The following is a 14,009-nucleotide window of genomic DNA, read 5'->3' on the forward strand; positions in this document are numbered from 1 at the left end:
TCAAGCCTCCTGAATCGCCTCGGCGGTTTCCACCAGATCAGCCAGGTTGAAACGATCCGGCAGACGTCCCGCAACGGCCCGTTCGACGCGCTCGGCAATGATGTTGAGGCGCACCTTGTCCATGACTTCGCCGACGAAGGCCAATGTCAGCAGCGCCCGGGCCATCGGCTCGTCGATGCCGCGGCTACGCAGCGCATAGACGGCTTCCTCGTCCAGTTGGCCTGTGGTAGCGCCGTGGGAACATTTGACGTCGTCGGCGTAGATCACCAGCTCCGGCTTGGTGTCGATCTCGGCACGGTCGGACAGCAGCAGGTTGGCGTTGTTCTGGTACGCCTCGATCTGCTGCGCGTCCTTCTTGACGAAGACTTTGCCGTTGAACACGCCACGAGAACGGTCATCTAGCACACCCTTGTAGTTCTCGTTGGAGAACGTGCGCGGCGCGTTGTGATTGACCAGCGTGTGGTTGTCGACGTGCTGACGCCCCTGGACGAAGAACAACCCGTTATAGGCCGCTTCGGCGCCTTCGGCATTGATATCCGTCACCAGATCGGTACGTACCAGCGCCCCGCCAAGGTTCAGGTTGTACGAGTTGAAGCGGCTGTCGCGCCCCTGATCGACGTGGATGCTGGCCACGTGCAGATCCGTCAGCGCCGCTTCCTGCAACTTGTAGTGATCGACGATGGCGCCGCGATCGAGCAGCACTTCGGTCACCACGTTGGTGAAATTGGCGGCGTCGGGCTCGCCCGAATAATGTTCGACGATCGTCGCCTCGGCGCGCGCGCCCGCTTCGATCAGTACCCGCGGATGGCTCATCACCGGCCGTTCGTTGGCCCGCGACAGCAGCAGCACGTAGATCGGCTTGTCGACCACCGTACCGGGTGCCAGACGCACGATGACGCCCTCTTCGGCGAAGGCGGTATTGAGCGCCGTGAACGGCGAGAAATCGACACCCGCCAGACGGCCGAGCGAACCGCCTACTGCCTCGTGGTTGGTAGCCATTGCCTTGGACAGCGGTTCGAGGGAAACGCCGGCAGGCAGGCCGTCGAGCCGGGACAGCTCGGCACTGAACACGCCGTCGACCAGTACCAGCCGATAGGCGTCGATATCCAGGCGCTGCTCGTCGAAGCGGGCAGTGTCGAACGCGGCGTCCGTCGCCAGAGCGAAATCGCCCTCGGCAATACGGCGCACGTCGGTATATTTCCACTCTTCGTCACGTCGCGTGGGAAAACCCATTGCCTCGAAGCGCGCCGCGCCGGCCTGGCGCCGTGCCGCGACCCAGCTGGGGTCTTCGGCGCGGCGTGCGGTCAGACGCTCGAGAAAGCGTTCCGGTGCACTCATGCGGCAGATCCCTCCAGCACCCAATCGTAACCGCGGGCTTCGAGTTCCAGCGCCAGGTCCTTGTCGCCGCTCTTGACGATACGACCATCGACCAGCACATGAACATGATCCGGCTCGATGTGATTGAGCAGGCGCTGATAGTGCGTTACCAGCAGAATGGCGCGATTAGCGTCACGCAGCGAGTTGACGCCGTCGGCGACGACCTTCATGGCATCGATATCGAGGCCGGAGTCGATCTCGTCGAGCATCGCCAGCTTCGGCTGCAGCACCAGCATTTGCAGAATCTCGTTGCGCTTCTTCTCGCCGCCGGAGAATCCTTCGTTGACCGCTCGCTGCAGGAAGCTCGGGTCCATCTTCATCTCGGCGCTCTTTTCGCGCACCAGCTTCATGAACTCCGGCGCCGGGATCTCTCCTTCCCCGCGCGCGGCACGCTGGGCATTGAGCGCCGCCTTGAGCAGGTAGATGTTCTTGACCCCGGGAATCTCGACCGGGTACTGGAAACCGAGCAGCAGACCGGCGCGAGCCCGCTCTTCGATTTCCATTTCGAGCACGTCCTGACCTTCGAACAGGATCGTGCCCTGCGTCACCTCGTAGCCATCCTTGCCGGCGATCACGGCCGACAGCGTCGACTTGCCCGCGCCGTTCGGCCCCATGATGGCATGGACCTCACCGGCATTGATGGTCAGATTGAGGCCCTTGAGGATCGCTTTGTCCTCGACCGTAACGTGAAGATCTTTGACTTCGAGCATGTGAAACCCTTGAAACGAGAGAGACCGCCGACGCAGCCTCCCGAATTGGCATATGAATTCGACAGTGGCGGCGAATCAGCCCACCGAACCTTCCAGCGTGACGTTGAGCAGCGCCTCGGCCTCGACCGCAAACTCCATCGGCAACTCCTGGAAGACGTCCTTGCAGAAGCCGTTGACGATCATGCTTACCGCGTCCTCTTCGTCGATCCCGCGCGCGCGGCAGTAGAACAGCTGATCGTCGGCGATCTTGGACGTGGTGGCCTCGTGCTCGACGGTGGCAGTGCTGTTGCCGATCTCCTGATAGGGGAACGTGTGGGCGCCGCACTGGTCGCCGATCAACAGCGAATCACACTGGGTATAGTTGCGTGCGCCCTTGGCCCGCGGCCCGATTTTGACCAGACCACGGTAGGCCTGATCGCTGCGACCGGCGGCGATGCCCTTGGCGACGATCGTCGAGCGGGTATTCTCGCCGATGTGGATCATCTTGGTGCCGGTGTCGGCCTGCTGGCGACCGTTGGTCACCGCGACCGAATAGAACTCGCCGATGCTCTCCTTGCCACGCAGCATGCAGGAGGGGTACTTCCAGGTGATGGCGGAGCCGGTCTCGACCTGCGTCCAGCTGATGCGGGAACGGTCGCCACGGCAGTCGCCACGCTTGGTCACGAAGTTGTAGATGCCGCCCTTGCCTTCCTCGTCGCCCGGATACCAGTTCTGCACCGTGGAGTACTTGATGTAGGCATCTTCCAGCGCGACCAGCTCGACCACCGCCGCGTGGAGCTGGTTCTCGTCACGCATCGGCGCGGTACAGCCTTCGAGGTAGGAAACCTGCGCCTGCTTGTCGCAGATGATCAGCGTACGCTCGAACTGGCCGGTATTGGCGGCGTTGATCCGGAAGTAGGTCGACAGCTCCATCGGGCACTTGACGCCTTCCGGTACGTAGACGAACGAGCCATCGGTGAAGACCGCGGAGTTGAGCGCGGCGAAATAGTTGTCGGCCTGCGGCACTACCGTCCCCAGATACTGGCGCACCAGTTCCGGGTACTCGCGAATCGCCTCGGAGATGGAGCAGAAGATGACCCCGGCCTCGTGGAGCTTCTCCTTGAACGTCGTGGTCACCGATACCGAATCGAAAACGGCATCGACGGCCACCCCCGCCAGCGCCGCCCGCTCGTGCAGCGGAATACCCAGCTTTTCGTAAGTTTCCAGCAGCTTGGGGTCGACCTCGTCCAGGCTCTGAGGGCGGTCTTCCGGCTTCTTCGGCGCACTGAAATAGGAGATTGCCTGATAGTCGATGGGGGGATATTCGAGATGCGCCCAGGACGGCGGCGTCATCTTGAGCCACTGATGATAGGCTTCGAGGCGCCAATCGAGCATCCATTGTGGCTCTTCTTTCTTCTGGGAAATGAAGGCGATCGTGCTTTCATCCAGGCCCGGCGGCACGGTATCGCTTTCGATGTCGGTCACGAATCCCTGCTTGTATTCGCGACGGACCAACTGCTCCATCTCTTCGCTAGCCATGGTCTTCTCTCCTCTCCACCGAGAGTCTTATGACGAAGATGCAATCCCGGCTGGACACGAGAAGCGGCAAACTCTCACCGCCACCGCACCTGCCATTGCCACGTCTTCTTAATGTTCGCGCACTGCCCCGGTCGTCGAAGGCAACGTCACGCTTTGAATCGGTAACTGCACCGGCAACTTGAGCGGGCTGGACTGAGCGAGATGCGCCAACGTGACACAGTCGAGCAGTGTCCGTATCGCCTGTGACACCCGCTGCCAGTTGTCGGCAACGCCACAGGTGTCCATCAGCTCGCAGTCCCCATCGGCATGGCTGCACTCGGTCATGCCGATCGGCCCCTCGATGGCGGCAATGATGTCGCTGGCGGTGATCTCCGCCGGAGATCGGGAAAGCACGTACCCCCCATGAGAACCGCGGCGGGATTCGAGCAAACCGCTTCGGGAAAGCATCTTGAGCGTCTTTCCTACCGTGGGGTGCGGAAGGCTCACGCGTGCCGCCAGTTCAGCCGCTGTATGCGCCTGCTCGGGATCCCGCGCGATCTGCGCCATGATCACCGCCGCATAATCCGTCAATTTCGATAGTTTCAGCATGCCGTGATGCCCTCTCGATCCTGACAGCCGCTATATAGGACCATTTTAGTCCTCTTTGCACACGCTGTGAACCCTTGGTCTCGCCAGAGGACCGCGGCCCCTACCTGACTGCCTGCCCGAGCACCGTCGATGCCATCAGGAACGAGGAAGCCATTCATAGACACTTGGTGTCGTTGAATTACGCAACATCAAAAGAACACAAAAAGAAAAACTCGGAAAACTAAATTTCCCAATCACACCCATTGGAAAAATAAAGTTACCAAAACCGCTTCAGAACGCCTTTTTGGCGTCTCCAACCAGAGACAATAGATGTCGTCATAAAGTCACACGCTGTGCAATAGAACGACACTAAAGCCGCATTCTTCTTTACATGAGCTTTTCCTGAATTGGAACGAAAGACGCTTTGAAACTAACGTTGTCCTCGTATTTCGGAAACACTGTTTGTCATTAGCTGTAAAGAACAAAGATCTTAAAGACCACTAAAATCAAAGGCTTGACATCTTAATGAAAATTAGCCTCGGATTTGATTGGCTTTCGTAATCCTCATCGCCCCATTAGTGACGCTTTGCAGGACGTGATGTCTTTGCAGCGGATGATAAATTGCCGTGTTCAACACTCATATGAATGCCAATGACTGGCATATCGAATGACCGATGCCACGAGACAAGCTCGTGAACGTCGGACACATAACGATACGAATCAGCAAGGAGAGCCATCATCCCGGCTTATTCATGAGGCCGGCCCGAAAACGAAGATAGCGGATGGTATTCTCTTGAAAATTCAGTGTGTTCCGCCAAGAATCTGAACCAAGAGAGCCATCCGCTATGGGTGAAAGCCTATCCACCTGGACGCCCTCATGCAACGGCGCTGTCCGTGTTGAGCTGAGCGGCCAGCGCACTACCAGCGACAGCGGCGCTCTGCTGTTGCGTGAGGCCCTCGACAACAGCGGCGTGATTGAGGCGCTGGAAGACAATCTGGTCGATCGACGCCACCCGCTGCGCATCCTTCATTCGCTGGCCAGCCAGTTGCGTACCCTGGTGCTGCAGCGTGCGATGGGCTGGATCGACCTCAGCGATACCGACACGCTGCGCCGTGATCCGCTCTGGCAGCTGGCCTGCAGCGATGCGCGCGGGACAACGCCCCTGGCCCAGGACCGGCCCTCTCAAGCCACGCTGTCGCGGCTGCTGACCTGCCTCGGGCGCTGCGACAATATCGATGCCGTGCACGAAGGCCTGCTGCGACTGGTGATCTGGCGCCTGACCGCGCTGAAGAACGGCGAGCGCCCCAAGCAGCTGACGCTGGACATCGACGGCCTGCCGATCGAGGTCCACGGCCACCAGGGCGGCTCGGCCTATCATGGCCTGTACGGCGCGCGGATCTATTCACCGCTGGTCGCCTCGCTGGCAGAAACCGGCGACATGGTGGGCGGCCTGCTGCGCGAGGGCAACGCCGGCCCGGCCGAGAACGCCGACACCTGGATCCCGCATCTGGTGCGGCGACTCAACGAGAGCACCGGCGCCCAGGTTCGGGTGCGCATCGACGCCGGTTTCACCGACAACGCGACGCTGGAGGCCCTGGAAGAGTGCGACATCGAGTACCTGGGCCGACTGCGCAGTCACTCCGGCCTGCAGAAACTGGCGGCACCGCACCTGAAGCGGCCACCCGGCCGGCCACCCGAGCAGCCTCGCGAGTGGTGCCACGATCTGGAGTATCAAGCGGGCTCTTGGTCGGCACCGCGTCGCGTGGTGCTGGTGGTGCAGGAACGCCCCGATGACCTGCTGCTGCATGCCTTCTTCCTGGTCACCAACCTCGGCAAGTTCGACTGGCCGCCGGAGAAGGTCCTGGCGCTCTACCGCAAGCGCGGCAGCGCCGAGGCGCACATGGGCGAGGTGAAGTCGGCGCTCGACGTGCACCTCTCGTCGACCGATCGCGGCGCCTCCACCGTTCAGGACGTGATGGCACGCAACGAGGTGAGCCTGCTGCTCAGCCTCTACGCCTACCAGGTCCTGCATGGCCTGCGCTGCCTGCTGGAGCGGCAGACCCGGCAAGGCTGGAGCCTCAGCCGGATGCGCGAGCAGGTGCTGAAGGTCGCCGCCACGCTGAGACTGCACGCTCGGCGAATCACCGTTCATCTGGGTGCCGCCGCCGACAAGTGGTGGCCGACGCTGCTGAAGGGGCTGCCGAAGCTGACCGCACTGAGCTGACGCTTCTGCGAGACCACCACAGCATCAGAAAGCGAGCGACCGGAGCGGCGGGCGGCGATCACGGCTGCTTGGACGGTCGCCATTGATTCCAAAGAGCTATAAGGAAGCGGGGAAATTTCAGCGTTTTGGCATTACTCAACAGCTATTCGCGCTGAAGAAGCCGATCCTGATAAGCGATGCCACCAGTCAGTACCTTCAGACCGCTCAATCAGCACCCTCGTGAATGAGGCGGGATCATGCGGATTACCATCTTTGGAACGGGTTATGTAGGTCTCGTTACCGGAACCTGCCTCGCCGATGCCGGCCATGAAGTCATGTGCATGGATGTCGACAGCGACAAGATCACAGGCCTCGAGAACGGCATCGTCCCTATCTATGAGCCTGGTCTGGAAGCACTGATCAAACAGAACGTGGCCGAAGAACGCCTGCTGTTCACCACCGACCCTGCAGTGGCGGCCAATTTCGGCACCCTGCAGTTCATCGCCGTAGGTACACCGCCGGACGAAGATGGCAGCGCCGACCTGAAATACGTCCTCAGCGTGGCAGATACCATTGCTACCCACATGCAGGAGTACAAGCTGGTCATCGACAAATCCACCGTGCCCGTAGGGACGGCAGACCGTGTCACTGACGCCATTTCCCGCCGGCTGCAGCAGCGCGACGTGGACATCCCCTTCGACGTCTGTTCGAACCCCGAGTTCCTCAAGGAAGGTTCTGCCGTCGAAGATTTCTCGCAGGGCGCACGCATCATCATCGGCTGCGATTCCCCCCGCGTCGAACCGCTGATGCGCGAGTGCTACGCACCCTACAACCGGCGCCAGGAAAAGCTGATGTTCATGGACATCCGCAGCGCCGAACTGACCAAGTATGCCGCCAATGCCATGCTGGCGACCAAGATCAGCTTCATGAACGAAGTGTCGAATCTGGCCGAGCGACTCGGTGCCGATGTCGAAAACGTGCGCCGGGGTATCGGCAGCGACCCGCGCATCGGCTACAGCTTCATCTATCCCGGCTGCGGCTATGGCGGCTCCTGCTTTCCGAAGGACGTTCAGGCGCTCGCCCGTACCGCCAGCGGCGTCGGCTACGAGGCGGAACTGCTCAACGCGGTCGAGGCCGTCAATTACCGCCAGAAGGCGAGCCTTTACACCAAGCTGTCTCAAGCACTCGACGGTGACCTGCAAGGCAAGACCATCGCCGTCTGGGGGCTGGCGTTCAAACCCAACACCGACGACATGCGCGAAGCCCCGAGTCGCGAGCTGATGGAAGCGGTATGGGCAGCCGGCGGCAAGATTCGTGCCTACGATCCGGAAGCCATGAAGGAGTGTCAGCGAATTTACGGCGAGCGGGACGACCTGGTTCTGACGAAACGTCGTGACAACACCCTCGAAGGCGCCGATGCGCTGGTCATCTGCACCGAGTGGAAGGCTTTCCGCACCGTCGACTTCCGCCGCCTGCGCGAACAGCTGACCACGCCAGCGATCATCGATGGCCGCAACCTGTTCAACCCGGAAAGCGTGCGTGCCGCTGGCCTGCTCTACTTCGCGGTCGGTCGCGCCGACTCGCTGCGCATCTCTCAACCCTCCGAAGCCCCTGCGCCGTTGACCTCACAGGCCGAGCGCAGCGGCCCGGGCATCGCCTACACGCTGTAACACCTGTCCGGCGGTAGCAATAGGCCGCCGCCGCCCCGATTTCCATCACGGTTCAGGCCGGTGCCATTGCACGGGTCTACAGGAACTTAGCGTCTGCTAGGCGGATTCGGCAGACGCGCAAGGGACGACGTCAAGGAACGACCCCAAGGGCAAGGGACGACGTCAAGGAACGACCCCAAGGACATCCCGATGAGCCATATCAACTACACCCGTGCCAGGCCCAGCAAAGCCTCGGTAGCGACCGAAGCGACGGTCATCCTACTGCTGGCGACGCTGACCCTGCTGCTGGTGACCCATCTGCCGGGCGAAGTCTTTCACCCCGGCTCGAAGAGCTTCATCTTCGCCGTGGGCCTGATAGGGGCCTGGCGCTACTCGTGGTGGTTCGTGCAGGCGGTACGTTCCGTCTGGTACAACCGCCGCATGTTTCCTCGGCTGCGGGCCGAGGCCGATGCCGTCGGCGCCAGAGAGACGCCGGACGCGCTCTATATCCTGTGTACCTCGTTTCGGATCGACACCGAGGTCACTTTCGCCGTCTACGACGCCCTGATTCGTGATGCCGCGAATTATGGCGTGCCGACGACGCTGTTCGCCGCCATCGCCGATCGCAGCGATGTCGACATCATCGACCAGGTGATGGAGGAGCATGGCTGGCCCGACAACGTCAGCGTGCGTTACATGTTCCAGAAAGGTGATGGCAAACGCTCGGCCATGGCCGAGGTGTTGCGCGCCATCTCCCGCTGCATGCCGACACACCGCTCGCTGCTGGTCAGCATGGACGGTGACATCCGCATCGAACCCGGCACGCTGGAACGTTCGCTGTCGTTCTTTCTGGCCAAGGATGATCTGGGCGCGATCACCACCAACAATAACGCGGTGGTCATCGGCAACGACGTGACCAAGGAGTGGTACGACCTGCGCTACGCCCAGCGTCACCTGGTCATGAGCTCGACCTCGGTATCCGAGCGACTGCTCGTCCTGACCGGCCGCTACAGCGCGTTTCGTGCCGATCTCGCCACGGAGCCCGAGTTCATCGAGCTGGTCGAGAACGACCACGTCGAGCACTGGCGTTTCGGCAACTTCAAGTTCCTCTCCGGCGATGACAAGTCGACCTGGTTCTGGCTGCTCAAGAACCGCTGGAAGATGCTCTACCTTCCGGATGTCTACGTCACCGGCTTCGAGGAGTTGCCCGAGCGTCGTCGATTCTTCAAGTCGACACTCGATCTGATGCGCCGCTGGTTCGGCAACATGCTGCGCACCAACGGCCGTGCCATCGCACTGGGGCCAAGCCGCATGGGCTGGTTCACCTGGTGGAGCCTCGTCGACCAGCGGCTTTCCATGTGGACCACGCTGATCGGCCCCACCATTGCCATCATGCTGACGCTGTTCGTGCGCCCATCGTTCATCTTCGCCTACCTGCTGTGGATCCTGATGACCCGCGGCCTGACCAGCCTGGTACTGGCCTGGCAGCGCGGACGCTGGAGCGCACTGTGGGTGCCGATGCTCTACTACAACCAGCTCAGCGGCGCGATCCTGAAGACCTATGTCAGCTTTCGCTTCAACCGCCAGAAATGGTCACGCCAGGGCATTTCCGCCGGCGAGCCCGACGATCCTCGCGCAGCCCGTCGCCAGCGACTGGGCGGCCATTTCATCCACGCCCTCTACTTAGGTGGCCTGATATTCGTGCTGGCCGTCTTCGGCGGCATCATGGCCCCGGCCGATCGCCTGTCGATCGCGGCGATGACCGGCGCCCAGCCGGAGACGCTCGAGGAAGACGCCGCCGACAACCGCTGGCTCGCGCTGACGCTGACCGATGCACCGGAGGGCGGCAGTATTCATCTGCCGGCCGGCCACTACCGGATCGATGCCCGATTCAACGACCAGGTCGCCTCGCTGGACAGGATTCGCGGCACCAGACTTCACGGCTATGGCGACCCGGACGCCCCGACCACGCTGGAGGTCGGCACCGGGCTCGCATCGCAGATCCGTTCCGGCGACACCACGCTCGCCAGTGCTGGCAAGTTCGACTGTGACGCCCAGCAGCCCTGTCAGATTCAGCTTGCCGGTCACGCTATCCAGCTGACGGCGCTATCGCTGTCGCTCGAAGGCAGCCACATGGAAGAAAACGCGCTGGCCCAGAACCGCCAGTAGCCAGGGAATTTCAAGGAGACATCACCATGTCAGATCATGACCGCCTGTCAGGCCACGACAACGACACCCCCCGGGACCCGGACCAGTTGCGCCATGAACGCCGCGACGAGCGCCGCCATGTCCGCGTCGAAATGCCCTTCAACGTTCGTCTGGGGGATGATCGGGTCGTCAAGGGCCACGATCTCTCGATGGGAGGCTTTTCCGCCGAGACCTCGATGCATCTAGAGCTTCAACGCGAGATCCCCGTTGCGCTGATGCTGACCGCCAGCGGTGTCGAACTGGCCCTGCCCGCGATGGCACGCCCACTGCGCGAGATCGGCGACGCGCGCCAACAGCGCGTCGCGTTCGAATTCACCCAGATGGAGTCCCGCCAGCGCGATATCCTGCGCCGGGTGATTCGCGCCCAGATGAGCGGACGCCATGTCAGTCTCGATGGTCTGGTCGACCCGCAGGATGCCCAGACACCCCGCAAGCGCCGTGGCAACGTCGCGACACCGGCCACCAAGCCCAAGCGTCGCGTTCCCATGTTCCGCTATATGGCGTTGCTCGTCGCCGCGGGCGTCTTGACGGCGGCAGTTGCCGCGACGGTCTATCGCAACGTCTTTCTGATCGAGCCGAGCTTTGCCGCGGTGACGGCGCCGCGAACGGATATCCTGGCGCCCGGCGCCGGCCAGTTGAAAGATCTGGAACTCAACGCCGGCGACAAGGTCGAGCGCGACCAGCCACTGATCCAGGTCAATAACGCCGAACTCCAGAACGATCTGCTGCTGTCCCAAGCCTCGTTCGACTACAACAAGCGCCTGATCGACAACCTACAGGACAGCCTCGACGATGCTGGCAACCACAAGGTCAGCGTGGCGACATCCTCCAACCCCGCAGACGGCGAGCTGGGTTACGAGACTCTGTCGCCGGAAATCGCGAGGACTCGGGTGGAGCAGTTCGAAACGGCTCGTGACTACGAAAGTTCGCGTATCGATGCCTACAAGGCGCGGGTATCGGCCAACACCATCTACAGCCCGTGTGACTGTGAAGTGGCCTGGGCACTCAGCGCTGCCGGCGGCACCTACGTCAACGAAGGCGATCGTGTCATGACGCTGGTCAGCACCCACAACAACGACGTCATGGTCGAGGCGCTGGTGCATATGGAAGACATCGGCGATATCGAGAACCACCAGCAGGCCTATATCGCCCTGCCCAACGCATCGGAGCCGATTCCCGCGCGTGTGCGTAGCGTCGCGCTCGATGTCGAACGCCAGCCGCGTGCCGGCTTCCCGGACTGGGTGCGCCAGCAGCAGAACGTGGCGAGCGTGCTGCTGGTACCGGAAGAGACGTTGCCGGCCGGCGCCGTGGGTACACCGGTCGACGTCCGCTTCACCGAAGCGCCGATGCTCGACACGGCCGCGGAGTGGACCTACCAGGCGGGCCGCGCCATGTATCAGGGTGTTCAATCGCTGTGGACGAGTGCCGCCGACGGGATGAAAAGCGCCATGAACTGAGCCTTCGACTGGCCGTCGCGTGAAGCGACCGTGAAGCGCTACCGAAACCCATCGCAAACGAACCTTGCCGAGGAAATGACCATGACGCGATCCCAGCTCGACAATGCCAACCGCCGCTCATTGCGCCTTTCGGGCACGGCGGCGCTGATCGCCGGCGCGTTGACTGTCGTCTCCCTGCCCGCGCAGGCCGCCAGTGACGGTGATCTCGCCCGGCCACAGGTATCGGCCTGCTCGACACGCTACGCCCCGGTGCACGCTCTAGACATGAGCATCCAGGCCAATGCCGACCCCAAGGCCTGGGTCAAGAGCGGGCTCGATGCCGAGCGACGCTGGGGTGAACAGAACCTGCAGGTGCTGAGCAACGAGGAGAGCGGGCTCGACGCACCCGCTCTGCGCGTCAGCTACCCACAAGGCAGCTCGTCACCCAGCGATGCCGAAGAGGGCGGCGCCGGTTTCGTGATGCCGGTGCCGGCGCTGCGTCAGGCCGATCGCGCCTGCCTGCGTTATCAGGTTCGCTTTCAACCCGGCTTCGACTTCGTCAAAGGTGGCAAGTTGCCGGGCCTCTACGGCGGCGACGGCCCCACCGGCGGCGACGAGGTCACGGGCAGGAACGGTTTCTCGATGCGTTTCATGTGGCGCAAGCAGGGTCAGGGCGAGCTCTACGAATACGTCGCCAATAAGGACGCCGACTACGGCGAATCGGTCGGCCGTGGCCGATGGCGCTTCACCCCGGGACAGTGGGTCAGCGTGGAGCAGGAGATCGTGCTCAACGATCCCGACCGCGACAACGGCATTGCGCGTGTCTGGATCGACGGCCAGCCGATTCTCGAGCAGCAGGGCATCGTCTATCGCACCACTGAAGACGTGCATATCGACGGCCTGATGTTCTCGACCTTCTTTGGCGGTCACGGCAGCGACTGGCGCACGCCGCGTCACCAGGTCGTCGATTTCGCCGACTTCACCCTGATGACCCCCAGGGCGTGATCCATCCTTTCGACAGGGAGTCGATTTTCATGAAACGGACGTCACTCGCAGGCCGTGTGGGCCTGCGTCTCACTCTCACGATGCTATTGGGCGTAACCGCCTTGGGGCTGACGCTTTCGGCCCAGGCGATGAGCTACGAACAGCGCCAGAAACTGGATCTGTCGGAATATACGGTCACCGATCCCGATGCCTCCTATTTCGACGTCAAGGCACGCATGGCCTTGCTGCAGCAGACGGACAACGATCTGCTGCAGTACAACAGTGATCAGCTCGAGCCCGGTCCCAGCTGTCAACAGGAGCTGTCCAAGCCGGCGCTGGACAGTGTCATCCGGATTCCCGGCTACTATCCGCAGCCCCAGGCCTGGAAGCTGGCTTCCGAGCCACTATTCGATTTCGAGGACACCGTCTCCAATCTGGCTGGCGCCTACGTCGCCTCCGGGGATGACTACTACGCCGACTGCCTGGTGCGGTTTCTCGACAAATGGGCGACTCAAGACGCCTTGAGCCAGTTCTATTACGACCGTCTCGAACCCCAGGGCTGGTACTCGACCGAGTCGATGATGTTTGCCGCCGCCATGGCCTACTCCATCGTGCGTCCGGTCGTGGCGGACAAGCGTCCCGAGGCGATCGAACGCATCAATCACTGGCTCAACACGCTGGCCCACCAGCACTCGTCCATTCGCGGCGGAGACCCGAGCTGCTGCAACAACCACTTCTACCGTCGAGCGCTCTACGCCAGCATGATCGGCGTACTGACGGACGACGACGAGCTTTTCCAGTTCGGCGTCAGCGCCGTCTACTCGGCGCTCAGCGACATGACCCCGCGCGGGGCCTTGCCCCACGAAATGGCTCGTGGACGACGCGCCAGCCACTACCAGAACTATGCCCTGCTGTACCTCGTCAACACCATGCAGGTGGCCTACCGCCAAGGCTACGACCTGTTCGACTTCGAGTACGACGGCCATACCGTCGACGATGCGGTCCAGTTTGCGCTGGACACCTTCGACGACCCGGCAGCGCTGGGTGACCTGGCAACTCATTCCCAGTACTACGGCTTTCTGGACGACGAGCAGTACCTGGCCTGGATGGAGGTCTATCTCCAGCACCGAGAGGATCCGAGAATCTCCCACTACGTCAGCCAGAAGCGGCCCATCGACAACCGCAGTGCCGGGGGCTACGTCACCCTCTACTTCATGGATCCGAAAGCCCAGCCTCGCGCGCTGCCGGAACCCGAAGAGCAGCAACTCGCCACGTTCGAACCCGATACCTGATTTCGAGCCCGACGCCTGATTTCGTCCCGAGGTTCGAGTTCGAGCCTTATCACGGCCTCGGGAT

At 62.0% G+C, this 14,009-nt stretch carries 10 protein-coding genes; 6 read left to right on the plus strand and 4 right to left on the minus strand.

Annotation, left to right across the window (positions count from 1 at the left end; translation table 11 throughout):
- The 4 genes from sufD to ACWHY3_RS12860 all read right to left on the minus strand — a co-directional run bounded on the left by sufD (position 1) and on the right by ACWHY3_RS12860 (position 4,193).
- Positions 1-1,338, minus strand: a complete 1,338-nt coding sequence (sufD, locus tag ACWHY3_RS12845) for a Fe-S cluster assembly protein SufD (RefSeq protein ID WP_087719329.1) — start codon at positions 1,336-1,338, stop codon at positions 1-3.
- Positions 1,335-2,087, minus strand: a complete 753-nt coding sequence (sufC, locus tag ACWHY3_RS12850; protein ID WP_071233242.1) for a Fe-S cluster assembly ATPase SufC — start codon at positions 2,085-2,087, stop codon at positions 1,335-1,337. Before sufC ends, sufD begins: the two co-directional genes overlap by 4 nt.
- Positions 2,088-2,162: 75 nt before the next feature.
- Entirely contained in the window at positions 2,163-3,605 is a 1,443-nt protein-coding gene (gene sufB / locus ACWHY3_RS12855) for a Fe-S cluster assembly protein SufB (RefSeq protein WP_087719330.1), read from the minus strand.
- A 108-nt stretch (positions 3,606-3,713) separates the two neighbouring features.
- Positions 3,714-4,193 (minus strand): SUF system Fe-S cluster assembly regulator, encoded by a 480-nt coding sequence (locus ACWHY3_RS12860; protein ID WP_087719331.1) that lies wholly within the window; start codon positions 4,191-4,193, stop codon positions 3,714-3,716.
- Positions 4,194-5,017: 824 nt separating this feature from the next.
- Here ACWHY3_RS12860 and ACWHY3_RS12865 point away from each other — a divergent pair.
- The 6 genes from ACWHY3_RS12865 to ACWHY3_RS12890 all read left to right on the plus strand — a co-directional run bounded on the left by ACWHY3_RS12865 (position 5,018) and on the right by ACWHY3_RS12890 (position 13,945).
- The gene (locus tag ACWHY3_RS12865; RefSeq protein ID WP_399590022.1) at positions 5,018-6,397 is read left to right on the plus strand and encodes an IS1380 family transposase; all 1,380 of its coding nucleotides are present in this window, start codon (positions 5,018-5,020) and stop codon (positions 6,395-6,397) included.
- A 236-nt stretch (positions 6,398-6,633) separates the two neighbouring features.
- Positions 6,634-8,046 (plus strand): UDP-glucose dehydrogenase family protein, encoded by a 1,413-nt coding sequence (locus ACWHY3_RS12870; RefSeq protein ID WP_448126683.1) that lies wholly within the window; start codon positions 6,634-6,636, stop codon positions 8,044-8,046.
- A 189-nt stretch (positions 8,047-8,235) separates the two neighbouring features.
- On the plus strand, positions 8,236-10,194 hold the full coding sequence (locus ACWHY3_RS12875) for a glycosyltransferase (RefSeq protein ID WP_448126684.1): 1,959 nt from the start codon (positions 8,236-8,238) through the stop codon (positions 10,192-10,194).
- A gap of 26 nt (positions 10,195-10,220) precedes the next feature.
- The gene (locus ACWHY3_RS12880) at positions 10,221-11,690 is read left to right on the plus strand and encodes an HlyD family efflux transporter periplasmic adaptor subunit (RefSeq protein ID WP_087719334.1); all 1,470 of its coding nucleotides are present in this window, start codon (positions 10,221-10,223) and stop codon (positions 11,688-11,690) included.
- An 81-nt stretch (positions 11,691-11,771) separates the two neighbouring features.
- On the plus strand, positions 11,772-12,674 hold the full coding sequence (locus ACWHY3_RS12885; RefSeq protein WP_448126685.1) for a polysaccharide lyase: 903 nt from the start codon (positions 11,772-11,774) through the stop codon (positions 12,672-12,674).
- A gap of 29 nt (positions 12,675-12,703) precedes the next feature.
- A complete protein-coding gene (locus tag ACWHY3_RS12890; RefSeq protein ID WP_448126686.1) occupies positions 12,704-13,945 on the plus strand; it encodes an alginate lyase family protein in 1,242 nt (413 codons plus the stop codon).
- Positions 13,946-14,009 lie beyond the last annotated feature (64 nt).

It is taken from the genome of Salinicola sp. NYA28a, from assembly GCF_976982775.1.